Consider the following 24,303-nt stretch of genomic DNA (forward strand, 5'->3'; position numbering starts at 1 on the left):
GGGGCGCCTTAGCGCCCCTTCTTCTGCCGTCCACCCTGGTTGGTGCGCGGTTTGCCCGCAGTGGTCGGCTTGCCCCCCTTGGTCGGGGCCCCCTTGCCAGCGGCGCCTTTAGCAGCTACTCCCTTGCCTGCGCCGCCCTTGCCTGCGGGGCTCTTCTTCTCGAAGGCCTCCGGGCCCGGCACATTGGGGCGCCCGCCAATCTCGTGATCGTCGTCGCGGCGCGGCTTCTTCCCCTGAGCCGGTTTGGTGGTTTGCGCCGCCGGGGTCTTGGGTTTCTCCCCCTTGGCCGGTTTCACCTCGGAGGAGGAGTCTTCAATCAGCTTGAACAGCTCGATCAGCTCGTCGTCGGTAAGGTCGCGCCACTCCCCCACCGGCAACCCCTTGAGGCTGACGTTCATGATGCGGATGCGCTCGAGCTTGGTTACCTCGAAGCCGAAGTGCTCGCACATGCGGCGGATCTGGCGGTTCAGCCCCTGTACCAGCGTGATACGAAATACGAAGGGGGCTTCTCGTTTCACCTTGCACTTCTTGGTGACGGCGCCGAGGATGGGCACCCCGGCCCCCATGCCCCGGATAAACTCGTCGGTCACCGGCTTGTCCACGGTCACCAGGTACTCTTTCTCGTGATCGTTGCCCGCCCGCAGGATCTTGTTCACCAGATCCCCGTGGTTGGTGAGGAAGATGAGCCCCTGGGAGTCCTTGTCGAGGCGCCCTATGGGGAAGATGCGGGTGCTGTGGTTGACGAAGTCGACGATGTTGTCTTTCTCCCCCGCCTCCGTGGTGGAGACGATGCCCACCGGCTTGTTCAGCACGATGAAGACCAGGCTGTCCGCCTCCCGCGCCTCTATCACCTGACCGTTGACCTTGACCAGATCCCCGGCAAATACCTGATCGCCGATCCCGGCCCGCTTGCCGTTGATGTAGACATGGCCCTGCTCGATAAAACGATCGGCCTCACGACGGGAGCAGATGCCGCTCTCGCTGATGTATTTGTTCAGGCGCATGGATTCATCGGCCAGCATGGGTCACCTGCCAGATAGTGGAGTTCAAAAGAAGTGGCGGCTCAGTCAGCCAGGTCATGGTCGGGTTAGTCTGCATACATGTCCATCTACAAAAAGAATCTACAAAAAGCGCCTGCAATCAGTCTCTTCAAAAGGGCAAGGCCGCCCTTTCTTCAAAAAAACGCCGCTACAGTAGCATATTGCGCCATCCCTTGCCCCGCCCCGTGCATCGGATCCTGCCATCCGCCCCATCTTGCCCATGCTCCCGCCCTCCTCTCCCCAACCCAGCAATGAGCGACAAGCCAGCGATCGCAGAGAGCGTCGAAGGATACCCATAGAGAGGGATGAACTAAAACTTGCTATTTATTGACTAAAAATGCATAAAAAGATTTTCGTCAGCGCGAATTATCACGTTCGTGTCGGCCATGTAGCGGCGTCACCGCCATCATTGTCGGCAATTACCGCCACGAAACAAATTTTTATCCGCATTCACTTTCACCGTCGAATATAAAGCGGGGTGCGGCGCCGACCCTTCTCTGGCAAGAGGCCAATTTCCCTTTATTACAGGAGTTACAGATGAGTCATTCCCTCTCTCAGGAGGCATTCCTGGCCCAGGTGGCCAGCCGCAACCCCCACCAACCCGAGTTCATCCAGGCGGTGAGTGAGGTCGTCGCCTCTATCTGGCCCTATGTGGAGCGTCACCCCCGCTACCTGCAACACGGCCTGCTGGAGCGGCTGGTGGAGCCCGAGCGCCTCGTCCAGTTTCGGGTGAGCTGGGTCGATGACCAGGGTCAGGTGCGGGTGAACCGTGGCTACCGCATTCAGCACAACAGCGCCATCGGTCCCTTCAAGGGAGGCATGCGCTTCCACCCCTCGGTGGATCTCTCGGTGCTCAAATTCCTCGCCTTCGAGCAGACCTTCAAGAATGCCCTCACCACCCTGCCCATGGGCGGCGGCAAGGGGGGCAGCGATTTCGATCCCAAGGGCAAGAGCGAGGGAGAGGTGATGCGCTTCTGCCAGGCGCTGATGCTGGAGCTCTATCGCCACCTCGGGGCCAACACAGACGTGCCGGCCGGTGACATCGGGGTCGGCGGGCGTGAGGTGAGCTACATGGCGGGCATGATGAAGAAGCTCACCAACAGCGCCGAGTGCGTCTTCACCGGCAAGGGACTCTCCTTTGGCGGCAGCCTGATCCGCCCGGAAGCCACCGGCTACGGCCTGCTCTACTTCGTCGAGGCCATGCTGGCCCATCGCGGCCAGTCCCTCGATGGCATGCGGGTCTCGGTGTCGGGCTCGGGCAACGTGGCCCAGTACGCCATCGAGAAGGCGATGGCGCTCGGCGCCTGTGTCATCACCGCCTCCGACTCCGGCGGCACCGTCTATGATCCCGACGGCTTCACCCCCGAGAAGCTGGCACGCCTGATGGAGCTTAAAAACGAGCAGCGCAAGCGGGTGGCGGATTACGCCCATGAGCTGGGGCTGGAGTTCTTCACTGGTCGCACCCCCTGGCACCTGGCGACCGACGTCGCCCTCCCCTGCGCCACCCAGAACGAGCTGGATGCATCGGATGCCGCCGCCCTGATCGCGAATGGCGTGCAGCTGGTGGCCGAGGGGGCCAACATGCCCTCCAGCGCCGCCGCCATCCGCCTCTTCCACGACGCCCGGGTGTTGTTCGCCCCAGGCAAGGCCGCCAACGCAGGCGGGGTTGCCACCTCTGGTCTCGAGATGAGCCAGAATGCCCAGCGCCTCTCCTGGACCCGGGAGGAGGTGGACGCCCGCCTCAAGGGGATCATGACCAGCATCCACGCCACCTGCGTGCGCTACGGCCAGGTGGATCAGGGCCAGGATGACGGCCATGTGAACTACGAAAGCGGCGCCAACATCGCCGGCTTCGTCAAAGTGGCCGACGCCATGCTGGCGCAAGGGGTCTGCTAGTTCCCGCCACTCCCCGAAACGCCCCACAAAGCAACAGGGCAGCCCATGGCTGCCCTGTTGTGTTAGATGCATCGCTGTCGCTTTAATCTGGGCGATCGCAGGTTGCATGCCCGGCGCTACTTCACGCCCACTTCACCCAGCCATGACACCCTCACTCCTCTTTCATGCGCGAACGAGGACAACGAGATGACAACGACCATAGGCGCCCTCCTGCTCCTGGCCGGGCTCGGCTGCTTTGTGGCCTTCAACCTGCTTGGCACCACAGTGGATGCACAGGGGTTCCTGCACGAGCCCTTTGCCCTGCTGCCCCTGGGCTATCTGCTGCTCTTCATCGGCATGGTGCTCACCTTGCGCCCTCTGCTGCGCAGACTCCTCGCCAAGGGGGAATAAACCCGTTGTGACGCGCCAGAGGCACTCAGCGATAGCGGCTGATCTCGATGAGGTTCTGATCCGGGTCCAGGCAATAAACCGATTCGATGGGGCCGCAGGCACCGCTTTTTGTCACCGGCCCCTCCACTATCTCGACCCCCTGGCTCGCGAGCTGGACCATCACCTGATCCAGGGGCCAGCGGGTGATGAGGCAGAGATCCCCCGAGCCCACCTGAGCCCGGTTGCGCCGCTCCTCCCCCAGCAATTGCAGATTGATCTTCTGGTTGCCAAAACGCAGGGCCCGGCGCCCCGCCCCGAAGGTGATGGGCTCCATCTTGAAGGCGCCGCTGTAAAACGCTACCGCCCGCTCGATGTCGCTCACCGTCAATACCAGATGGTCGATATGGCTGATCATGCATGCTCCCTGTGGTGGTGATTGCCACCCCATCATACCCAGTCCCCTTGGCAGAGACTGTGCCTTGGCGCACATCCATTATCCCTAACCATTTCTTTTATCAGGGAAATACACCTTATCGTACGGCGGCGCAGGCCTTGTCTCGTTGGGCCAGCAGTGCTTCGTCCTCGCTCTCCATGGCCGCCAGAATGGCCTGATTGCAGGCCCGCTCCGCGAGCTTCGCCGGGCTCTGCTTGGCATCGGCGATCTCCGCAATCATGGGGCGATAGCCGACAGCAGCCGAGCAGTACATGGTGCGGAACTTAGGGAGCTGCCAACTGCTGTCATCCTGGCGCGACAACTCATCGCACAACTTGCCAAACAGCGCCTGCGCCTTGACCGTGCACTGACTGAAGCGCCGCACATCCTGCTCATAGGGACGGCAGACGCTGTTCTGTTTGATCTGCCAGAGCTGATAAGAGAAGGGAACTTGCTCCCCCTCATATGGCACCACCAGCGCCTTGACCTCGGTGCCATAGATATCCGTCACCTGCTGCTGCACCAGATTGAGATAAGCCGAAAAAAGGTAAGAAACCGGATCCATCACCACCTCCCTGTGGTTGTCACTGCCGAGCTGTATCACGAAAAATCGGGCCGATTTTCAAACGAGTAACAAGCGACAACAGCTTACTGATTTGGTTGGAAAAAATGATACTCTGCTCGCCACCCTCCTGTACAACGTTCAAGGCCAGTGTGCGATGCAACAATGCGGTATTTATGAACAACTCATTACTCAACTGCTGACATCTCGACTCGACCGTGAGCGCTTTTACGTCGGGGAACGCCAACTTGAGCCTGCCGAAGCGGCTGTCTGGTTATCACGATTTCTGAGTCGGGTTTTGGAATATGCGGTGGGTTCGGTCACTGGAGAGGATCAGCTGCAACGGCAAATTGAACTGGCCAACCAGTTATTGCTTTGGCTAAAGGATCGCACACAAGACCCAGACTTTATTGGCGAGAATCTCATCGATAGTCAGGGGAAAATCCTGACGGCGCTCTACCAGTTGGATAACCCCATCTCAGCCAATTTAAAGCAATATGCCGAAGATGTTTTCCCTCTGACAGGTCTAACGCAAAGTGAGCTGTTCTGCGGCAGTAATGCGGGTTTATCGATGGAGTCGGAGATTAAACGGGAGATATTATCGGCAGATAGCATCTGCTGGCTGGTCTCATTTATCAAATGGGCAGGTATCCGTATTTTCCGTCATGAGCTGGAGGAGTTCACTCGCAGCGGCCGCCAATTAAAAGTGATTACCACCTCTTATATGGGGGCAACCGACGCCAAGGCGGTTGAATTTTTAGCCAGCCTACCCAATACCGAAGTCAAACTCAGCTATAACACCCAGCGCGAGCGGTTGCATGCCAAGAGCTATCTCTTTTGCCGGAATACCGGCTTTCATACCGGCTATATAGGTTCATCCAATCTCTCTCACTCTGCCCTCACCAGTGGCTTGGAGTGGAACCTAAAAATCACCTCGCAAGAGATCCCGCATATTATCGAGAAATTCCTGAGTACCTTTGAAACCTATTGGGAATCCGATGATTTTGAGCTGTTTGATGGCAAGCTCGAAAGCCGTACAAAATTACAGCATGCGCTGCAAGATGCCCGTGGGGATGGGGACAAAAATAGCCCTGCCTATTTCTTTGATCTCACGCCATTTCCCCATCAACAGGAGATCCTTGAGCAATTGGCGATGGAGCGCGCTTTACACCAGCGCTTTCGTAACTTGGTGGTGGCTGCCACTGGGACGGGCAAAACCCTGATCTCCGCCTTTGATTTTGCGCGTTTTCTGAAAACCAAACCCGACGCCAAGTTTCTGTTTGTCGCCCACAAAGAGGAGATCTTGCGCCAAGCATTGGCCTCTTACCGCGGTGTGCTCAAGCAATCTCATTTTGGTGAACTCTTGGTCGGTGGGGCCGTGCCAACCCACTACCATCAACTGTTTGCCTCAGTGCAATCCTTGAATAATCAAATGGCTACGTTGCGCCTTAGCCCAGACTATTTCGATTACATCGTCATTGATGAGGTTCACCATATTGCGGCGGCCAGTTATCGTGGTTTGCTCGCCGCCTTTGATCCTCACATTCTGTTGGGATTGACCGCAACACCAGAGCGCCATGATGGCGGTGATATTCTCGCTGACTTTTGTGGTGTGATCGCAGCAGAGATCCGTTTGCCAGAGGCCATTAATCGTCGCCATCTCTGTCCGTTCCAATATTTTGGCATCGATGATGATACTGACTTGCGCCAAGTGACTTGGAAAAATGGCCGTTATGACATTAGTGAGCTCACCAATATCTATACCCACAATCAACAGAGGGTACAGAAGATAGTCCAGAGCCTCTATGAGATCGTCACCGATATTACCAAGATCAAAGCACTGGCATTTTGTGTGAGCCGTGAACATGCCGACTTTATGCGCAAGGCATTTCTATTGAAGGGCATCAAGACTGACATCCTCACCAGCGATAACCGAGACGAGCGGCATAGTAAACAACAAGATTTGCGTTCCGGCGTTATCAATATTCTCTGCGTGGTGGATATCTTCAACGAAGGGGTTGATATCCCGGAAGTCGATACCTTGCTGTTTTTAAGACCAACGGAAAGCCTCACCATCTTCTTGCAGCAATTAGGGCGGGGCCTGCGGCTGGCGAGCGATAAAGAGTGCTGCACCGTGTTAGACTTTGTTGGCAATGCCCATGCGGAATATGACTTTGCCCAGAAATTCCGGGCACTGGTGGGTAAAACCAATAAGGCGATCAGCCACGAAATCAAACAGGGCTTCCCTCACGCCCCCTTGGGTTGTCGCATCGAGCTCTCAAAACAGACCCAAGAGTTAATCCTGAGCAATATCAAGAAGGCGACCCTCAATACCTCGCGCCTCATGGGCCTGATCCGCCGTTTCTCACAGGACTGTGATTTACCGCTGACGCTGGCGAACTTTTTGAAGTTTTACCCTCACATCAGCCTTGAGGAGATCTACAAGCGCGGCAATTGGAGCGCCTTGGTCAAACAGGCCCACAACAATAGCGTTTCTGAAATGAGCGATGAGAAGCTATCTACCCTCTACACCCGGGCCATCAAAACCAGGCTATTGGGCTGCGATGCGCTCCATTACTTGAACTTCTTACAAACCTTGTTGGAAGAGGCCTTTACCTTAACGACCGAGTACGATGAGCGCATGGCCTTGATGTGCCATTACGACTTCTGGCAACAGAGCGGCCCCAACGCAGGCTTTAGCTCCTTGGCGCACAGCCTGAAACAACTCAATCAACCAGCGTTAAGGGCCGAGTTGGCAGACCTGTTGCCCATGCTGATCAACCGGGTGCAGCACGAACAACGAGCCATGCCAGATCTTCCCGGTAATCCGCTGCAACTGCATGCTCGCTATGCCAGAGAGCAGGTGCTGGTTGGCTTTGGCGCGACCACCTTCGCGCAGCAACCCCCTGCTCGCGAAGGGGTATATGTCATCGCAGAGCAAAATATCGAGTTGCTGTTCGTGACTCTGAACAAAACGGAGCAGCACTTCTCCCCCACCACCCGTTATCACGACTACGCCATCAACGAGTCGCTGTTTCATTGGCAGAGCCAAAATAGCGCTCGTCCCGAGCGGGGTAAAGGTCTGAGTTACATAAACCACAGAGCAGAGGGTAAGCGCTTGTTTTTGTTCGTCCGTGAGCAGAGCAAGGATGAATTTGGCCGCACCCTTGGCTTTGTGAATTTTGGTGAGGTGGAGTACGTCACTCATAGCGGAAGCCAACCAATGAACATTAAATGGCGTCTCACTACCCCGATGCCGCCCTTTATGTGGAAAGAAGCTGCCAAATTGGCGGTTGGCTGAACGAGCAATCACAACAGGGCCCGTCAAGGGCGGGCCGTCTTCGCGTGGTCAGCAGGAAATCCGCTCTATGCGGCCGCCACTGAGCTTGAAGAAGGCATCCTGCGGCAGCTCTTGTGTCCAGGTGGTGATGTAATCCAGATCGGCATAGGCACCGCGCAGCATGGCGCCAAAGAGACCGTGGGAGACGACGATGGCATGCTTGGCAATGCCTTCGTCCTACAGCCATGCCTGGGCCCGGCGCTGAATGCTCTGGAAGCTCTCTCCATTCGGGGCCTGCAGATACCAATCCGGCTCTTCCAGATCGAGCTCAGGATGGGCCGCCAACAGCTCGGGAACCCGGCGGCTCTCCCACTCCCCCATGCCCAGCTCCACCAGCCGTTCGTCCCACACGATGCGTTCCTTATCCAAGCCAAGCTGCTGGCATACCCGCTCCGCCGTCTGACGGGCACGACCAAGGGGGCTGGCATAGAGGGTCCAGCACGCGGGCTCAGCCAGGAGATCTGCCAGGCGGGCCCCCATGGCGAGGGCCTGGGCTTCGCCCCTAGCGGTCAGATCCGAGTTGCAGCGTCCCTGCAACCGCAATTCGGCGTTGTAACGGGTCTGGCCGTGGCGCAGCAAATAGAGGGTTCGAGACATGCTTTCTCCTGCAGGTTCAACGAGATAACGAAAGCGGGAGACGCATGATAACAGATGTGTCGGGTCAACCAAGGCGCAGACGAAGCCAGATACCTATATGGCACTGTGACATCACATCCCAATGGTCATGGTGAACGCAACTGTACGGCAACAAGCACCACGTCCAAAGCGCCTCACATGAATGGAGGGGCCAGCACTACAAAGCAGCTCCAGGACTCTCCCTGAGCCGTATTTCAATAGCAGGTCACGACCGGAGCTATCTATTCCCAGATTTTCCATGCCCCTGTTTTCCAAACGGGAAAATTTGGAACCCGCCTTTGGACAGGGCGCGGGAGGGCCTTGCCATCAAGGGATAAATTCAGTGCTTTTACGCTGATCCAGGGTCCATTTTGGTGCGTATAGCTGGGCGATTTGGGACGCCCCTGGTGTACAATCCCCAGCCCGATTTTCTTCTCCAGTCCGGCCATGGCTCAGGCCGTTTTCCATCCCAGAGTGAATGAAGTGACCGCGACCCACCCCATGCTCGACAGTTATTACAGCCAGGATCTGGTGTTTTTCTCCATCCTGGTGGCGGTGCTCGCCTCTTACACGGCGCTCAACATGACAAGCCGGGTGAGCCAGAGTCAGGGAGGAGCCGCCGCCCTCTGGCTCACGGGGGGCGCCTTCGCCATGGGATTCGGCATCTGGTCCATGCACTTCATCGGCATGCTCGCCTTCAACCTGCCCATCGCGCTGGGCTACGATCTGACCCTGACCTCGCTCTCCCTGGTGGCGGCCATCGGTTCGTCGGCCTTCGCACTCTGGCTGGTGAGCCGCCCCGAGCTGCCCTGGCGCCACATAGCGGGGGGCGCCCTGCTGATGGGGGCAGGCATCGCCACCATGCACTTCATCGGCATGGCGGCCATGAAGATAAATCCCGGCATTCATTACCACCGCGGCCTCTTCGCGCTCTCCATCCTGATCGCCGTGCTCGCCTCCGGCGCCGCGCTCTGGATTGCGTTTCGGCTGCGCAACAGCACGCCCCGCGCCTTCTTTCGCAAGGCCGTCGCCTCCCTGGTGATGGGAGCCGCCATCATCGGCATGCACTACACCGGCATGGCGGCAGCCCAGTTCCCACAGGGGAGCCTGTGCGGCGCCCTCTATACCGGCCTCAATACCCAGTGGCTGGCGACCATCATCATCATCGTGACCCTGGCGGTGTTCGCCATCGCCCTGGTGCTCTCCATGCTGGATGCCCACGCCGCCCGTCTCTCGACCTCCTTGCACCTGGCCCACGACGAGCTGATCAAGCTGGCGCTCCATGACAGCCTGACCCGGCTGCCGAACCGGCTGCTGTTTGCCACCCGATTGGAGCAGCGCATCCAGGAGTGCCAGCACAGCCAGCGCAGTTTCTCCCTGCTATTTCTCGATCTCGACGGCTTCAAGATCATCAACGATGCCCACGGCCACCACACCGGGGATCTACTGCTGGCCGAGGTGGCGGCGCGGATCACCGCGCTGCTTGGGGGGAGCGACACCGCCTCGCGCTTTGGCGGGGACGAGTTCGTGCTGGCACTGGCGCCGGGGGACCTGAGCCAGACCACGGCCTTCGCCGAGCGCCTGCTGGCCGCCCTGGCCCAGCCCTATGAGTGGGAGCATCACAGCCTGCACATCACCGCCAGCATCGGCATCGCCGTCTATCCCCAGGATGGCACCAGCCTGCACGAGCTGACCCTCAACGCCGATGCCGCCATGTACTACGCCAAGGAGCGAGGGCGCAACGGCTACTACTGCTTCGACAGCGCCATGAATGCCAACGCCCACCAGCAGTTTTTGCTGCAACAGGCGCTGCGCCATGCCCTGGAGCGGGGGGAACTGGTCCTGCACTATCAGCCCAAGTACCACGCCCGCAGCGGCCAGGTGGTTGGCGCCGAAGCGCTGCTGCGCTGGCAGCATCCGGAATATGGCACCATCTCCCCGGCCCGTTTCCTGCCGCTGGCGGAGAAGACCCGGCTCATCATCCCCATCGGCAACTGGGTACTGGATGAGGCCTGCCGTCAGATGAGCCGCTGGCGGGAAGCGGGTCATCACGACTGGAGCGTGGCGGTGAACCTCTCCACCATACAGCTGGCCAGCCCCGGTTTGCTGCAAGAGGTGGAGGGTGCCCTGCGTCGCCACCGGCTCGAGGCGCGCCACCTCACCCTGGAGATCACCGAATCCACCGCCATGGAGAACGCCGAGGAGAGCCTGGCCATCCTCAATCGCCTGGCCGAGCTCGGGCTCGGCATCTCCATCGATGACTTCGGCACCGGCTACTCCAGCCTGCTCTACCTCAAGCGCTTCCCTGCCAACGAGCTCAAGATTGACAGGGGCTTTGTCGCCACCCTGACGCACGAGGGGGATGATGCCACCATCATCGCCGCCATCATCGCCCTGGGTCAGGCCCTGGACATGCGCATCGTGGCTGAGGGGGTGGAGACCCCCGAGCAGCGCACCCTGCTGACCGAGCTCGGTTGCGACACCCTGCAGGGCTATCTGCTCGGGCGCCCCATGCCGGGGGAACAGCTGCTGGCCCACAGCCACATCGATGAGCCTCACCGAGATCCCTATGCGGGTGGCGTGCTCGCCTGAGCCCAACCTGACGCAGGCGCTATTCCATTGCCCTCTGCTGCGCTCGCCCCTTCCCTTCCCCGAATACGTTCTCCAATTGCATCTCTCGCTGACTCGGGATAGGCTGCCCAACAAAGACTCGAATGTTACTTTCCACCCCTTGCACAGACGGCAAATAAGGGGCCGTTCGGCGAGAGCCGATCACATCAAGACAACGCCGCGCAAGCGAGGAACACAGATGGCCAGATACCAGTTTTTCAGCATTCCGGCTTCCAACCGGCAGCAGTACACCTATGTCGACATGGCCTCCCCCAGCTTTCTGGCGGAGAAGGCTGAGCTGCTGGCACAGGGGTTCGAGGTGCAGGAGGACTTCATCGATGCCACCAACCCCCAGGAGGCGGTGGAGAAGTACAAGTCAGACTTCCTTTATGTGGCGGACGAGGTGGGCAAGTCAGACAGCAGCTATGCCGCAGCGAGCGCCCTGATGGAGATGGGCAAGAAGCTGTTTGGCCGCAAGACGAACGGCTGACAGGAAAAACAGAAGGTGGCCATCGCGGCGTGTTGCCCGATGGCCATGAGACAGCCCTGCTTCAGCCGCGGGTCAGTTGCTGGAGCATGGCGATCAGCTCCTCTTCGCTACCGGGCTCACAGGCCAGTTGCAGGCTCGGCGCCGCGCCCCCCATCAGCATGTAGACGTGGGTGCTGCAATGATCGTAGTGATACCACTTACCGTCGATACAGACGTCGGTATAGCATCTCGGGTCCCTTTCCAGTTCCATATGCACATCCCTTTGTTACATCCCATCAACAACACTCCTGACCGTAAAATAACCGGTCCGAGTCCCATTTGATGTGGATCAAGGGAAACGGCAGGCAGGCGAGGATATCTGCCGGATCTGTGGCCTGCCAGGGCCCAGGGCTGACTCCTGCTCTTCGAATGGAGACGGGTATTCGCCCCGTGCATCACCGCAGGGCAGATCCTGGCAACAAAAACGGCGCCCGAAGGCGCCGTTTTTTATTCCCGTCTTTTTGACCAACAGGGCGAACCAGCCGCTGGCTTATTCGTCTTCCAGGTAGGCGTAGCCTTGCAGACCCAGCTCCAGCTCGTCGAGCAGGGCCTTGCGGGTCGCGTCGTCCAGCGCCGGGTGGGAGACGATCCGCTGGTAGTTCTCGCGGATCACTGAGGGGTCGATGTTGACGTAACGCAGCAGCTGATCGACGGTGTCGCCGCGCACCACGTTGCGAATGTCCATCTTGCCTTCGTCGTCCAGCCACACTTCCGCGCAGTGGGTATCACCGAACAGGTTGTGCAGATCCCCCAGGATCTCCTGGTAGGCACCCACCAGGAAGAAGCCGACGTGGCACTCTTCGTTCTCGGCATACTCCGGCATCGGCAGCGTGCTCTCGACACCCAGGCCGTCGACGTAGTGCTCCACCTGACCGTCGGAGTCACAGGTGATGTCCATCAGGATGCCGCGGCGGGTGAGCGGACGCTCGAGGCCGGTGAGTGGCATCACGGGGAACACCTGACCTATACCCCAGGCATCGGGCAGGGACTGGAACAGGGAGAAGTTCGCGAAGCACTTGTCTGCCAGCTTCTCAGAGAGCTCGTCGGCCAGGGCGCGGTGGTTGCGGTTGACCGGGTTGAGCAGCTCTTTGAGCGCCAGGCAGGTATTCTGGTGCAGCATCTCTGCCCAGGCGCGCTGCTCGAGGTTCAAGAGACCCATGGTGAACTGGGTGTTCACATCCCCCAGATCCGCCACCGAGTCGTGGAAGATCTCCAGCAGGGAGGGGTCTTCACTGCGCAGGTCCAGCCAGCCTTTCCACATGTTCTGCAGAATGGTCGGGGCGTCTTCATCCGGCGCATGGATGTCGTTCACTTCCACCCCTTCGGCACCAATCAGATTGGTGACCAGCACGGCGTGGTGAGCGGTCAGGGCACGGCCGGACTCGCTGATGATGGTCGGGTGCGGCAGGTCGAACTCGCGGCACACATCGCCGATGCCCCACACCACGTTGTTGGCGTACTCGGACAGGCTGTAGTTCGCGGAGCAGTGGCTCTGGGAGCGGGTGCCCTCATAGTCCACACCCAGGCCGCCGCCCACATCGACCACGTCGATGGGCACGCCGAGACGACGCAGCTCGGCATAGAAACGGCCGCACTCGCGGATGCCGCCCTGGATGTCGCGGATGTTCGCTATCTGGGAGCCCAGGTGGAAGTGCAGCAGTTGCAGACAGTCCAGCTTGCCGAGGCTGCGCAGACGCTCCACCAGCGCCAGGATCTGGGAGGCGGAGAGGCCGAACTTGGACATGGAGCCACCGCTCGATTCCCACATGCCGGAGCCAGTGGAGGCGAGCTTGGCGCGCACCCCGATGTTGGGCTTGATGTTGAGGCGAACTGACTCGTCCAGCACCATTTCCAGCTCGGAGGGTTTTTCCACCACGATGTAGACCTTGTGGCCCATCAGGTTGCCCAGCAGGGCGTGGCGGATGTATTCGCGGTCCTTGTAACCGTTGCAGACGATCACGGACCCTTGCTCATGATGATGGGACAGCACGGCCAGCAGCTCCGGTTTGGAGCCCGCCTCCAGCCCAAGCCGCGGCTTGTCGCTGTAGGACTGACTGATGGTCTCGATGACGCGGCGCTGCTGGTTTACCTTGATCGGGTAAACGCACAGGTAGTCCCCTTCATAGCCTGACTTCTCGATGGCCTGACCGAAGGCGTTGAACAGCGCATCGACCCGGCTCTTGAGAATGTCGGGGAAACGCAGCAATACCGGGGTAGTCAGTCCGGACTGGCGCAGCTGTTCGATGGCCTCGGACAGCACGATGCGCGCCTCGGGACGAGACTTGTCGGGGGAGACGGTCACATGACCGGCGTCATTGATATTGAAAAAACCCGCACCCCAGTAGGGAACGTTGTAGACCTTCAAGGAGTCCTTGCTGGACCAGTTAGTCATGGGCTATGCCTCGCAAATGAGCGGCCAGAAGGCCGCCTTCGTTACCCTCAATCACATCCAGACCATCGATTGCAACATGCGGCGAGCAAAGGCTGCCTGCGGGCACCCGGTGCGTCACGGCCGGCGGCGGCAGGCGTTGTTGCCTGACCCTGGGCCTTGTCACAGCCAGATCCTCTATTGCACATCGCGGCAAGCCAAGGCTGCCTGGTGGATCTTGGGAAGTAACGAGTCTTGATGTGGGGCTGGTGGCTTTACATCAAGCTCAACGGTATGCGGTGCCACTGTAATGGGGCGCCGCGGTACTTTGATGACAACCGGCATCAGCCACGCCGTTCGTTCATCATTCGGCAGCCATCCCGACAGAAGGAGAAGGGTTCAAGGAAGAGAAGGGTAGACGTCAGCACGCACGCGTGTTGATAAACGACAACCACCACAGCCCGCTCAACGCCAGTGACCGCCCATGACAAGGGAAGATGATGAGCCGTTGGCCCACTCGGTCAGTTGGTGGATGAGAGTCCGTTGTTCTCCCTGATACCGGAGCCTAACCGGTATTAAAGAAACCATTCCCCAGCAGTGTCTGTCGTTTCTGCGTGCCTCGCCCTATAGGCGTCTGATCCTGTCGGTGTCTGGCGGCCTCTGCCTGCTCAGGGTTACCCTCGGATCGGCGCGGAGTGTACACACTTACCGGCGCCACTGACAATAAAAAATCGTGTTAAAAAACGGGTTTTGGCCGGTGGGTCAAATCTTGCTGCCAGCAAGGCTGGCTCTGGGATGGCGAGGGATGAGGCCGCTCAGGATAGGCCCTGAAAATAACAGGGGAACCAGCCATTTTCCCCCACCCCTTGCCACTGCTGGGCCGGGGGGAGATTCAGTCCTTTCGCATATGCATGATGAGTTTTAAATTTGGAATTTTTATTCACCCACACCTCGAGCGGTGACCCCTCCCGCCACCCTGTGCACCGGGATCCCTGCCCCGACAAATTCATCAAAAACTGCGCTGACGCAATAAGCGGCCCGGCCGTCTTGGCCACAATGGTGCCTCTTTTGTGGTTAGAGGCCTGCCAATGGATACCCTGCTTGAGCGTTTTCTACGTTATCTGACTTTTCATACCCGCTCCGATGCGACCAATCCTGTCTGTCCCAGCAGCGAGGGCCAGCTCGTCTTCGCCCGCGCCCTCTGCGAGGAGATGACCCAGCTTGGGCTGGCGCACGTCACCCTGGATGAGCACGGCTACCTCACCGCCTGCCTGCCGGGCAATCAGCCGGATGCACCCGCCATCGGGCTGATTGCCCACATGGACACCGCCGATTACGAGGCAGAACAGGTGGTGCCCCAGCTCATTGAAAATTATCAGGGAGGCGACATCTGTCTCGGCAAGGGGGACGAGGTGCTGGCCATTCGCCAGTACCGCTGCCTGAAAAACTACCTGGGGCAGGATCTCATCACCACGGACGGCACCACCCTGCTGGGGGCCGACGACAAGGCGGGCATCGCCGAGATACTCACCGCCGCCCAGTACCTGCTGGCTCACCCAGAGATCCCTCGCGGGGATCTCTGGATAGGCTTCACCCCGGACGAGGAGATAGGTCGCGGCGCCGATCTGTTCCCCCTGGAGAGATTCCCGGCCAAATGGGCCTATACCGTGGATGGTGGTGAACTGGGGGAGCTGGAGTATGAAAACTTCAACGCCGCCAGCGCCACCGTGCGCATCACCGGCAACAACGTGCACCCCGGCACCGCCAAGGGCAGCATGATCAACAGCCAGACCCTGGCCGCCCGCTTCCACGCCGAGATGCCTCCCGAGCAGACCCCTGAGTGCACGGCAGGGTACGAAGGCTTCTTCCACCTGGCCCGGATGGAAGGCACAGTGGAGGAAACCACCCTGCACTACCTCATCCGCGACTTCGACGACGACTGCTTCGCCGCCCGCAAGGCCCAGCTCAAGGAGCGGGTCGCCTCCCTGCAGCTGGACAACCCCAAGGCGCGCATCGAGCTCAACTTGACCGACAACTACCGCAACATGCGCAGCCAGATAGCGCCGCACATGCACATCGTCGAACTGGCCAGGGCCGCCATGGAGGCCGCCGACGTGGTCCCCAAAATCAAACCCATTCGCGGCGGCACCGACGGCGCGCGGCTCTCCTTCATGGGGCTGCCCTGCCCGAATATTTTCACGGGTGGTCACAACTTCCACGGCAAGCACGAGTTCATCCCGCTGCAATCCATGGAGAAGGCGGTCGCCACCCTGGTGGCCCTGGTGCAACTCACCTCGGCCTGGCGGGAGCAATAAGCAGTGACACCGTCCTGAGCGGGGCCGGGTGGGAGCAAATAACGGCGGTATAAGCGGGGACGGGTCTGCGGTATGAGCGGGCTCTCTGCCCCGGGTCATCAAACCGTCACGGCGCTGCCACACAGGGGAAACCGGGGGGCGGCACCCTGAGGCAACGTTCTGCGGAGCCTTGCCCATGTTCAACGTCGATACCCTGCTGGGGCAGCATCTGCCCCGCCTCGCCACCCAACCCCTGATCCGTCCCCTGCTCCGGCAGGGGCTGAGCTGGCTGCTCAACGAGGAGGCCTTCGCCGAGTTTGCCAAGCGCCATCCTCACCTGCGCGGCCTGGACTTCGTCGAGCAGGCGCTCGGCGCCCTCGATTTTGACTACAGGGTGAGCGAGGCCGAACTCGAGAACATCCCCGCCAGCGGCCGGGTCATCATAGTCGCAAACCACCCCATAGGATCCCTGGACGGGCTGGCCCTGCTGCGCCTGCTTGGCCGCATCCGCCCCGACGTCAAGATAGTGGCCAACCAGCTGCTGGCACAGATCGCCCCCCTGCGTCCCCTGTTGCTGCCGGTGGACAACCTGGGGGGCAAGACCGACAGGCGCGCCATCCTGGCCATGGGGGAGCACCTGGCCCAGGAGGGAGCCCTCATCATCTTCCCCGCCGGCGAGGTGTCGCGCCTCGGCCCCAAGGGGGTGAAGGACGGTCCCTGGCAGGGGGGCTTCATCAAGCTGGCCAGGCGCACCCGCACGCCGTTGGTGCCCATCCATCTGGACGGGCGCAATGGCCTCCCCTTCTATCTCGCCTCCTGGCTCCACAAGCCCGCCTCCGCCCTGCTGCTGGTGCGCCAGCTGTTTCGCCAGCAGGGGCGGCGCATCTCCCTCACCCTGGGGGAGCGCATCCCGCCCCAGAGTCTCGGGGAGCTCGCCCCCAAGACAGCCGCCGCCCTGGTGCGCCGCCATCTCTATCGCCTCGGCAAGGGGAAGAGGGGCCCCCTGGCGACCGAGGCCCCCATCGCCCTGCCGGAGGATCGCCGCCAGCTCAAACAGGCCATGGATGGCTGCGAGCTGCTCGGGCTGACCCCGGATGGCCAGCGCATCCTGCTCTATCGCCGCCACGAGCAGGGCCATTCGGTGATTCTGCGCGAGCTGGGGCGGCTGCGGGAAATCGCGTTTCGCGCCGTGGGGGAAGGCTCGGGCAGGCGGCGGGATCTCGATGCCTTCGACGATGACTACCACCACCTCATCCTCTGGGATCCGGCCCGCCTCGACATCATAGGGGCCTATCGCTTCGCCCCCGTGGCCGAGCTGCTGGCGCGCAAAGGCCTGAGCGGCCTCTACAGCCACACCCTGTTCGGGTTTGAAGAGAGACTGCTGCCCCGGCTGGAGCAGGCCATCGAGCTTGGCCGCAGCTTCATCCAACCCGCCTACTGGGGCAAGCGGGGGCTGGATTATCTCTGGTTCGGCATAGGCGCCTACCTGGCCCGCTACCCCCAGTATCGGTATCTGCTCGGGCCCGTGACCCTCTCCGGCAGCCTGCCGCCGGCGGCCAAGGATCTGCTGGTGGGCTTCTACCGACAGCACTTCGCCCCCGAGTTGGCGCTGGCCCCCTCGCGCCGCCCCTACCCCGAGACTGCGCCCCTGTTCGAGGGGGTGGATTACGGCAGCGATCTCAAGGCGCTCAAGGCCCGCCTCGACCACCTGGGCTGCGCCATCCCCACCCTCTACAAGCAATACTCCGAGCTGTGCGAGCCGGGGGGCGTGCAGTTCATGGACTTTGGCATAGACCCCGACTTCAACCACTGCATCGACGGCCTGGTGTGGGTGGACGTGAGCCGCATCAAACCCCACAAGCGGGCCCGCTACATAGGGTCTCCCGCGAGCGGTGCCGACGCCTAGCCGCCCGGACAGAGGCCGCAGGTTAGCCGCCACGGCAAACAAAAAGGGAGGCTGTCGCCTCCCTTTTGCTCTGTGTGGTTGCCTTATTCGGCTGCGGGTTTGCGATCGGCATGGCCGAGGTCGCGCTCCGGGGCGATGACGTCCCGCACCCGCTGCTTGATCTCTTTCGCCTCGGGGAAACCCTCGTCGGCCACCCTGTCCCACACCTGGATGCCGTTCACCAGTATCTTGAACTCCCCCTTGCTGGCGGGCACCAGTGCCACCTCGCCGAGATCGCTGTCGAAGGTGGAGAGCAGCTCCTGGGCGAGCCAGGCGGCGCGCAGCATCCAGCGGCAGAGGGTGCAGTAGCGGATCTCGATGCGCGGTTTGCTGACGGGGGTCTGTAAGTCTGTCATGCGATGACTCCATGAAAATCGGTTAACCAGTGGCGGGCTATGCGCTGCATGGTGGCCTGGGGCAGCTCGAGCAGGCCGGCGGCCGGCGTCTGCCCGGCAAGCTGGTGTACCCCCTCGATGATCTCCGCCAGCACCAGGTAGACGTACTCGCCGATGACGGCGCCGTGGACGAAGTTCACCGCCTCGCCGCGATTGAGCAGGAAGATGGTGCTGCCATCCGGGCGCGTGAGCGCCAGCACGTGGGGGCACACCTCCTCGCTCGGCCAGGGCAGTTGGGAGAGGCAGAACGCGAACTCGTCGTCCGCCGAGGTGACAGACGCCAGCATGGCCCCCGGGCGCAGTGCCTGCAAGTCGGCGATGTCGAGGGAGCCATTGCCGGTGCAGCAGATCACCAGCTCGGCGCGGCCGAGGGCCTCGGCCTTGTTCACCAGCTTGAAGCCGTGGGAGAGCGCCTCCACCTGGCGCAGGGCATCCGTCTCCACCAGCTCCAGATGCAGGTTGCGGCAGCGCAGCTCGCGGGCGATGCTGCGCCCCACCTTGCCATAGCCGAACAGAGCGGCCTGGCAGACATTGAAGGTGCGCCTGAGGGTGCGCGCCAGAGACTCGGCGGAGTAGACCACACTCAGGCCAATCTGGATGTCTTCCGCCTGCTTGAGGGGGCTGCGCGCCACCGAGATGACGGGAGCGGCCAGCACCTCCTGCTCGTAGCGCTGATGGCCATTTTCGGTCATCTCCACCACCCCGAGAAAGCGCGCGCCGAAATGTTCGGCGAGAATCGCCTGGGTCTTGGCGAAGTAACCGCCTATGTCCAGGATGATGAGACGCTCATGGGGTTCCACCAGGGGGGCTATCTGGGCAATGACGCCCTCGGGATCCGAGGTCCAGTGGCGATTGAGCGGCAGCACTGGGTAGTGCTGCTGGGCCCAGGCCAGGGTCGGCCCGTGCACGGACTTGGGTTTGGGCAGGATGGCGCCGACGCGCCCCACCCCATCGAGCACCTGGATGAACTGGGGCCTGTCGGGAAGCAGGTGAGTCACCAGCAGGATGCAGAGATCCCCGAGGCGTCCCTGCTCGGTGAAATGGCGAAAAAACAGATGCTCAGATCCCTGACTGTGCAACTGTGGCCTCCTTAGCGTGCCGCGAGAAAGCAGGCAAACAGAACCCGGCATAGCCGGGTTCTGTGTGTGTCCAGATAATTGAAAATCCTTTTTATCTGAAAGCACCATGGGGCTCAATCTTTATCTACACAGACTTTGACTAACCCATCAATTTATAAGGTAATAGCCTGTTTTTCATGCAGAAATCAATAAAGTGATGCCTCTGGCCACACCCACCACAGACTCAAACCAGCACCAATTGCCCCCACCAGGATCAGCAGACCCCAACGAGACAACCCCGGCAGCTTACGCAGGGCCCACTCCAGAAGCGGCAGCAACCAGACCGGCAGCAACACCGCCAGCGGCACTTCCACGTACTGCCAGGCCAGCATCTGCACGAAGGCGAGCGCCAGCGCCAGGGCGGCCGGGGCCACCTTGATGCCCGCAAAGGCACCGAGCAGGGCACGGAAACCGGCGAAGGCCGCCAGCGCGCCTGCCAGTTGGGCGATCAGCAGGCTGCCATCGATGCCGATGACCAGCGCCAGCCAGATGAAGCCGAGGGCAAAGCCCAGCCCCTCGTCACTGTCACCACGCCAGCCCGTCCAGCCGAACCAGGCGATGGCGGGCAACAGGGCCAGCCAGATGCGCGGCTCGATGGCAAGGACCGAGGCCAGCCCCTGCCACCACACCAGGGCAGCGATCACCGCAAACAGCGCCAGGGCGGCGCGCTTGTCCTCAACCTGAGCCGCGATGGCAGGCACCAGCAGGCACAGCGGCAGCCACTGCCACGCCTTGACCGGCAGGCCATAGGCGCCCCCCAGCAGGCAACCCACCAGCCAGAGCGCGAGCGCCCCCCACAGGTAGCCCAGCCGTGGCCAGCGCCATGACAGCAAAGCGGCCCCCAAAGGAGCCGCCAGGGTCTGTAGCAAGAGTGCTGCGCCCATTACTTGCGCACACCTTCGACGAACAGGTTGATGCTCATCTCGTCCGGAATGCCCGGCAGCATGTAGTTCACGCCAAAGTCGCTGCGCTTGATGGTGGTGGTGGCGTTGAAGCCGCTGCGGTAGCCGCCCCAGGGATCCTTGCCTTCGCCGATGTGGACCATGTCGAAGGCCACGTCCTTGGAGACGCCATGCAGGGTCAGGGTGCCCTTGAGCACGCCCTTGTCCTTGGTTCCTTCATAGCCGGAGCTGACGAAGGTCATCTTGGGGTACTGCTTGACGTCCAGGAAGTCGGGGCTGCGCAGGTGCTTGTCGCGGGCCTCGTGGTTGGAATCCACGCTGGCGGCGTCGATTTCGAAGCTCGCCTTGGCGGCGGTCGGATTGGCATCATCCATGCTGAAGGTGCCGCTGAAGGTGTTGAACCGGCCGACCAGCTCGGAGAAGCCGAGGTGGCCCACCTTGAATTGGACTGTGGTGTGAGCCGCATCGACATCGTAGTCGGCCGCCATCAGGGGAGCCGCCATAAACAGGCAGGAAGCCAGCAGGGCCTTGGTCATTTTCATTCCGATCGTTCCTTCATTAGGGGGTTCACATCGATACCCGACATGCTAACCTCCGAGCAGGAATGGATAATCATCGATTTATTAAAATAATTATCAACCGAGAGTGGAATATGGATCAGATAGCCGCCATGCGCACCTTCATCAAGGTGGTGGAGTGCCAGAGCTTTACCAAGGCCGCCCATCAGCTCGGCATCTCGGTCGCCATGACCTCCAAGCTGATGCAACAGCTCGAGGAGTCATTGTCGACCCGACTGCTGTCACGCACGACCCGCCAGGTCAACCCCACAGAGGCGGGCCAGTTCTACTACCAGCGCTCCCTGGCCCTGCTGGCGGAGCTGGAAGAGACCCACAGCCAGCTCACCCACAACAACCAGCAGCCTCAGGGCACCCTCAAGCTCTCTGTGCCCATGGACTTTGGCTACCTGCACCTCTCCCCTGCCCTGCCGCTGTTTCGTGAGCGGTTTCCCGAGCTCAAGCTGGAGATAGAGTACAGCGACCGGCGGGTGGCCCTGGTGGAAGAAGGATTCGATCTGGCGCTGCGGATCGGCAACCTGCCGGACTCCTCCCTGGTGGCCAAGCCGCTCGCCACCATGAAGCTGGTGGTGTGCGCCAGCCCGGAATACCTGGCCCGCAGGGGCACCCCCAAGACCCCGGAGGATCTCAAGCAGCACGACTGCCTCATCTACACCCTGACCCAGCCGGACTGGGTCTTCAAGCGAAATGGGGAGCAGCAAAGCGTGCGCCCCCTTGGGCCCCTTCGCGCCAACAACGGGGTGGCCCTGACCCGGGCCGCCTGCGATCACCAGGGCATCATATTGCAACCCACCTTCATCGTCGGGGATGCGCTGCGCTCAGGCGCCTTGGTGCCCCTGCTGCCGGAATGGGAGAAGGGACAGGTGGGGCTCTATGCCCTCTATCCGCACCGCCGTTTCGTCTCGGCCAAGGTGCGCTGCTTCATCGAGTTCGTCCAGGAGCGCTACCTGGCCCCCCACTACTGGGACAGGGAGACCTGATCCCGGGCCGGAGGGTTATCAGGAGGTGGAGATGACAGGCAGCTCGGCCACCAGCAGCAGACTGTGCTGAGTCAACTGCCAGCGCGGCAGACGCCGCGCCAGGGTGGCGAGCTGCGCCTCGCCAAGCTCATAGGGCAGAGTGATGTGCAGGCAGTGGCAATCGAGCATGGCCGCCAGTTGCAGGATCAGCGCTAGGTTGGCCTCGTCCGTCTTGCGCTTGTTGATGCGCTTGCCGAGCTCCTGGCGAAAGTGGGTCTCGGGATCCTGGGTCATCGCCTGCCAGCCGTAGCCGAACAGCGGGATCAAGGCGCTGACGATGCCAAGGGCGGTGAGCGGCTGCTTGGGAGGGTGGTAGAGGGCATTGAGGTCCAGCAGTATGGGGCTTTGATGGGGCTCACGACTGCCGGATAAAATAGTATTACTCATTGGATAACCTTATTGATTCCTCTAGACTTCGCCGCATCTTTGACCTGACATGCCAACGAGGTGCTGATGCTAAGCGATATCGAGATCTCCCGCCAGTCCCCCCGTCTCTCCATCCAGGTGCTGGCCGAACGCCTCGCCATCCCGCCCCAGCAGCTCAGCCCCCAGGGCCACCACAAGGGCAAACTCAGTCTCGACCTGCTCAAGTCTCAGCCCAAACAGAGAGGCAAGCTGGTGCTGGTGAGCGCCATCACCCCGACCCCCCTCGGCGAGGGCAAGACGGTCACCACTCTCGGCCTCTCCATGGGCCTCAACCACATATGCCAGCCCAGCATAGCCACCATACGCCAGCCGAGCCTAGGTCCCGTGTTCGGGGTCAAGGGGGGCGCCGCCGGGGGCGGACATGCCCAGGTGGTGCCCATGGAGGAGATGAACCTGCACCTCACCGGGGACTTTCACGCCCTCAGCGCCGCCCACAACCTGGCGGCGGCGGCCCTGGATGCCCGCCTGTTCCACGAGCAGAAACTCGGCGACCAGTTCAGCGCCAGAACCGGTTTGCCGCGCCTCGACATAGACCCGGCCAACATCCTCTGGCCACGCACCCTGGACATGAATGACCGGGCGCTTCGCCACCTCACCCTAGGCCAGGGGGGCGCCGCCGATGGGGTGGAGCGCTCCGATCGCTTCGTCATCACAGCTGCCTCCGAGCTGATGGCCATTCTGGCGCTGGCGAGCGATCTGAAAGACTTGCGCGCCCGCATCGGTCGCATCCAGCTGGCGCTGGACAGCCGCGGCAACCCCATCACCGCCGAACAGCTGGAAGTGGCGGGGGCCATGACGGTGCTGCTCAAAGACGCCCTGCAACCGACCCTGATGCAGACCACGGAGCAGACCCCGGTACTGGTGCACGCCGGCCCCTTCGCCAACATCGCCCACGGCAACTCCTCCGTCATCGCCGATCGCATCGCCCTGGGCCTCACCGACTATGTGGTGACCGAGGCGGGCTTTGGCTCCGACATGGGGCTGGAGAAGTTCTTCAACATCAAGAGCCGCCAGTCCGGCATCACCCCCGCCTGCGTGGTGCTGGTGGCCACGGTGCGCGGTCTCAAGGCCAACAGCGGCCTGCTGGACATTCGCCCGGGCCAGCCGCTGCCGGCGAGCCTGCAAGGGGAAGATTTGCCCACCCTCAAGCAGGGCTGCGCCAACCTCGCCTGGCATATCCAGAACGCCCGCCGTTACGGTGTGCCCGTGGTAGTCGCCATCAACCGCTTCCCCACCGACAGCCAGGCCGAGCTGGATCTGCTGGCCCGCGAGGCGCTGGCCGCCGACGCCTGTGACGCCGCCATCTCCCACGCCTTCACCGAGGGGGGCAAGGGCGCCAGCGAGCTGGCCCGGGCCGTGGTCGCCGCCTGTGCGCTGCCAAGGAACGTCAAACTGCTCTACCCGGACGAGATGAGCCTCGCGGCCAAGCTGGCCACCCTGGTGGAGTGCGGCTATGGCGGGCGCGGGGTGCGGCTCTCGGACAAGGCATGCCAGCAGCTGGTCCGGCTCTCGGCCGAGGGCTGGGATCAGCTGCCCATCTGCGTGGCCAAGACGCCGCTCTCCATCAGCCATGATCCCGCCCTCAAGGGAGTACCGACGGACTTCGAGGTGCCCATCGAGGAGGTGCGCCTGTGCGCCGGCGCCGGTTTCGTCTATGCCCTGGCCGGCCCCATCATGACAATGCCGGGCCTGGGCAGCCTGCCAGCCTATCGCCATATCGACATCGATGACGACGGCGAAATAGTGGGCCTGAGCTGAAGCGCCTGTTGGCGGCCTGCCCTCCCCAACCGTCATATCCATATCGACGATAACGGGGAGATAGTGGGCCTGAGCTGACGGCGACATCATCAGCCCCAAGCTATATGCC

At 61.4% G+C, this 24,303-nt stretch carries 19 protein-coding genes and 1 pseudogene; 9 read left to right on the plus strand and 11 right to left on the minus strand.

The features are described from left to right. Positions 1-8: 8 nt before the first annotated feature. A complete protein-coding gene (gene rluF, locus KI797_RS13360; RefSeq protein ID WP_005332706.1) occupies positions 9-1,022 on the minus strand; it encodes a 23S rRNA pseudouridine(2604) synthase RluF in 1,014 nt (337 codons plus the stop codon). Between the two features lie 555 nt (positions 1,023-1,577). Here rluF and gdhA point away from each other — a divergent pair. Together gdhA and KI797_RS13370 are read left to right on the plus strand one after the other, a co-directional pair. Beyond that, on the plus strand, positions 1,578-2,936 hold the full coding sequence (gdhA, locus tag KI797_RS13365; protein WP_226169667.1) for an NADP-specific glutamate dehydrogenase: 1,359 nt from the start codon (positions 1,578-1,580) through the stop codon (positions 2,934-2,936). Between the two features lie 186 nt (positions 2,937-3,122). Then, entirely contained in the window at positions 3,123-3,326 is a 204-nt protein-coding gene (locus tag KI797_RS13370; protein WP_226169669.1) for a DUF3955 domain-containing protein, read from the plus strand. A 25-nt stretch (positions 3,327-3,351) separates the two neighbouring features. On the opposite strand, the gene KI797_RS13375 is transcribed toward KI797_RS13370, so the two are convergent. Together KI797_RS13375 and KI797_RS13380 are read right to left on the minus strand one after the other, a co-directional pair. Continuing rightward, entirely contained in the window at positions 3,352-3,720 is a 369-nt protein-coding gene (locus KI797_RS13375) for a VOC family protein (protein WP_226169670.1), read from the minus strand. Between the two features lie 115 nt (positions 3,721-3,835). Beyond that, positions 3,836-4,303, minus strand: coding sequence for a hypothetical protein (locus tag KI797_RS13380; RefSeq protein ID WP_226169672.1), 468 nt, complete (start codon positions 4,301-4,303; stop codon positions 3,836-3,838). A 154-nt stretch (positions 4,304-4,457) separates the two neighbouring features. Here KI797_RS13380 and KI797_RS13385 point away from each other — a divergent pair, with 154 nt between their 5' ends. Then, on the plus strand, positions 4,458-7,601 hold the full coding sequence (locus tag KI797_RS13385) for a DUF3427 domain-containing protein (RefSeq protein WP_226169674.1): 3,144 nt from the start codon (positions 4,458-4,460) through the stop codon (positions 7,599-7,601). A gap of 48 nt (positions 7,602-7,649) precedes the next feature. Here the strand turns inward: KI797_RS13385 and KI797_RS13390 are convergent. Then, a pseudogene (locus KI797_RS13390) lies at positions 7,650-8,237 on the minus strand (histidine phosphatase family protein). Between the two features lie 465 nt (positions 8,238-8,702). Between KI797_RS13390 and KI797_RS13395 the strand changes: the two are divergent. Next, positions 8,703-10,847: a putative bifunctional diguanylate cyclase/phosphodiesterase gene (locus KI797_RS13395; RefSeq protein ID WP_226169676.1), complete on the plus strand. Its 2,145-nt coding sequence runs from the start codon at positions 8,703-8,705 to the stop codon at positions 10,845-10,847. 217 nt (positions 10,848-11,064) lie between these two features. Continuing rightward, a complete protein-coding gene (locus KI797_RS13400) occupies positions 11,065-11,355 on the plus strand; it encodes a hypothetical protein (protein WP_182310503.1) in 291 nt (96 codons plus the stop codon). A gap of 61 nt (positions 11,356-11,416) precedes the next feature. Here KI797_RS13400 and KI797_RS13405 read toward each other — a convergent pair whose 3' ends face one another. Further along, positions 11,417-11,605: a hypothetical protein gene (locus KI797_RS13405; RefSeq protein ID WP_043130089.1), complete on the minus strand. Its 189-nt coding sequence runs from the start codon at positions 11,603-11,605 to the stop codon at positions 11,417-11,419. A 279-nt stretch (positions 11,606-11,884) separates the two neighbouring features. Then, on the minus strand, positions 11,885-13,786 hold the full coding sequence (gene speA / locus KI797_RS13410; RefSeq protein WP_226169678.1) for a biosynthetic arginine decarboxylase: 1,902 nt from the start codon (positions 13,784-13,786) through the stop codon (positions 11,885-11,887). A 1,064-nt stretch (positions 13,787-14,850) separates the two neighbouring features. Here speA and pepT point away from each other — a divergent pair. Together pepT and KI797_RS13420 are read left to right on the plus strand one after the other, a co-directional pair. Then, positions 14,851-16,077, plus strand: a complete 1,227-nt coding sequence (gene pepT, locus KI797_RS13415; protein ID WP_226169680.1) for a peptidase T — start codon at positions 14,851-14,853, stop codon at positions 16,075-16,077. A 175-nt stretch (positions 16,078-16,252) separates the two neighbouring features. Next, complete coding sequence (locus tag KI797_RS13420; RefSeq protein WP_226169682.1) at positions 16,253-17,962, plus strand: lysophospholipid acyltransferase family protein; 1,710 nt, start codon at positions 16,253-16,255, stop codon at positions 17,960-17,962. A gap of 83 nt (positions 17,963-18,045) precedes the next feature. On the opposite strand, the gene KI797_RS13425 is transcribed toward KI797_RS13420, so the two are convergent. The 4 genes from KI797_RS13425 to KI797_RS13440 form a co-directional block, all read right to left on the minus strand. Continuing rightward, the gene (locus KI797_RS13425; protein ID WP_226169684.1) at positions 18,046-18,357 is read right to left on the minus strand and encodes a SelT/SelW/SelH family protein; all 312 of its coding nucleotides are present in this window, start codon (positions 18,355-18,357) and stop codon (positions 18,046-18,048) included. Continuing rightward, a complete protein-coding gene (locus KI797_RS13430) occupies positions 18,354-19,475 on the minus strand; it encodes an adenosylhomocysteinase (protein ID WP_226169685.1) in 1,122 nt (373 codons plus the stop codon). Before KI797_RS13430 ends, KI797_RS13425 begins: the two co-directional genes overlap by 4 nt. Before the next feature lie 185 nt (positions 19,476-19,660). Next, complete coding sequence (locus KI797_RS13435; RefSeq protein ID WP_226169687.1) at positions 19,661-20,398, minus strand: hypothetical protein; 738 nt, start codon at positions 20,396-20,398, stop codon at positions 19,661-19,663. Then, positions 20,398-20,958 (minus strand): YceI family protein, encoded by a 561-nt coding sequence (locus KI797_RS13440; protein WP_025326429.1) that lies wholly within the window; start codon positions 20,956-20,958, stop codon positions 20,398-20,400. Before KI797_RS13440 ends, KI797_RS13435 begins: the two co-directional genes overlap by 1 nt. Before the next feature lie 110 nt (positions 20,959-21,068). On the opposite strand from KI797_RS13440, the gene KI797_RS13445 reads away from it, so the two are divergent. Next, positions 21,069-21,971: a LysR family transcriptional regulator gene (locus tag KI797_RS13445; RefSeq protein WP_171269557.1), complete on the plus strand. Its 903-nt coding sequence runs from the start codon at positions 21,069-21,071 to the stop codon at positions 21,969-21,971. An 18-nt stretch (positions 21,972-21,989) separates the two neighbouring features. On the opposite strand, the gene KI797_RS13450 is transcribed toward KI797_RS13445, so the two are convergent. Further along, positions 21,990-22,397 (minus strand): hypothetical protein, encoded by a 408-nt coding sequence (locus tag KI797_RS13450; RefSeq protein ID WP_226169688.1) that lies wholly within the window; start codon positions 22,395-22,397, stop codon positions 21,990-21,992. A 66-nt stretch (positions 22,398-22,463) separates the two neighbouring features. Here KI797_RS13450 and KI797_RS13455 point away from each other — a divergent pair, with 66 nt between their 5' ends. Then, the gene (locus KI797_RS13455) at positions 22,464-24,194 is read left to right on the plus strand and encodes a formate--tetrahydrofolate ligase (RefSeq protein ID WP_226169689.1); all 1,731 of its coding nucleotides are present in this window, start codon (positions 22,464-22,466) and stop codon (positions 24,192-24,194) included. Positions 24,195-24,303: the final 109 nt, after the last annotated feature.

The organism is Aeromonas media (assembly GCF_020423125.1).
GTDB classification, from domain to species: Bacteria; Pseudomonadota; Gammaproteobacteria; order Enterobacterales; family Aeromonadaceae; genus Aeromonas; species Aeromonas media.

Bases quoted from the DNA above. Each gene is read 5' to 3' on its own strand.
- KI797_RS13385 (WP_226169674.1), top strand. From the start codon at position 4,458: ATGCAACAATGCGGTATTTATGAACAACTCATTACTCAACTGCTGACA.
- KI797_RS13395 (WP_226169676.1), top strand. From the start codon at position 8,703: ATGGCTCAGGCCGTTTTCCATCCCAGAGTGAATGAAGTGACCGCGACC.
- KI797_RS13375 (WP_226169670.1), bottom strand. From the start codon at position 3,720: ATGATCAGCCATATCGACCATCTGGTATTGACGGTGAGCGACATCGAG.
- KI797_RS13425 (WP_226169684.1), bottom strand. From the start codon at position 18,357: ATGACAGACTTACAGACCCCCGTCAGCAAACCGCGCATCGAGATCCGC.
- KI797_RS13370 (WP_226169669.1), top strand. From the start codon at position 3,123: ATGACAACGACCATAGGCGCCCTCCTGCTCCTGGCCGGGCTCGGCTGC.
- pepT (WP_226169680.1), top strand. From the start codon at position 14,851: ATGGATACCCTGCTTGAGCGTTTTCTACGTTATCTGACTTTTCATACC.
- KI797_RS13435 (WP_226169687.1), bottom strand. From the start codon at position 20,398: ATGGGCGCAGCACTCTTGCTACAGACCCTGGCGGCTCCTTTGGGGGCC.
- KI797_RS13405 (WP_043130089.1), bottom strand. From the start codon at position 11,605: ATGGAACTGGAAAGGGACCCGAGATGCTATACCGACGTCTGTATCGAC.
- rluF (WP_005332706.1), bottom strand. From the start codon at position 1,022: ATGCTGGCCGATGAATCCATGCGCCTGAACAAATACATCAGCGAGAGC.
- KI797_RS13445 (WP_171269557.1), top strand. From the start codon at position 21,069: ATGGATCAGATAGCCGCCATGCGCACCTTCATCAAGGTGGTGGAGTGC.
- KI797_RS13455 (WP_226169689.1), top strand. From the start codon at position 22,464: ATGCTAAGCGATATCGAGATCTCCCGCCAGTCCCCCCGTCTCTCCATC.
- KI797_RS13420 (WP_226169682.1), top strand. From the start codon at position 16,253: ATGTTCAACGTCGATACCCTGCTGGGGCAGCATCTGCCCCGCCTCGCC.
- speA (WP_226169678.1), bottom strand. From the start codon at position 13,786: ATGACTAACTGGTCCAGCAAGGACTCCTTGAAGGTCTACAACGTTCCC.
- KI797_RS13450 (WP_226169688.1), bottom strand. From the start codon at position 22,397: ATGAGTAATACTATTTTATCCGGCAGTCGTGAGCCCCATCAAAGCCCC.
- KI797_RS13380 (WP_226169672.1), bottom strand. From the start codon at position 4,303: ATGGATCCGGTTTCTTACCTTTTTTCGGCTTATCTCAATCTGGTGCAG.
- KI797_RS13440 (WP_025326429.1), bottom strand. From the start codon at position 20,958: ATGAAAATGACCAAGGCCCTGCTGGCTTCCTGCCTGTTTATGGCGGCT.
- KI797_RS13400 (WP_182310503.1), top strand. From the start codon at position 11,065: ATGGCCAGATACCAGTTTTTCAGCATTCCGGCTTCCAACCGGCAGCAG.
- gdhA (WP_226169667.1), top strand. From the start codon at position 1,578: ATGAGTCATTCCCTCTCTCAGGAGGCATTCCTGGCCCAGGTGGCCAGC.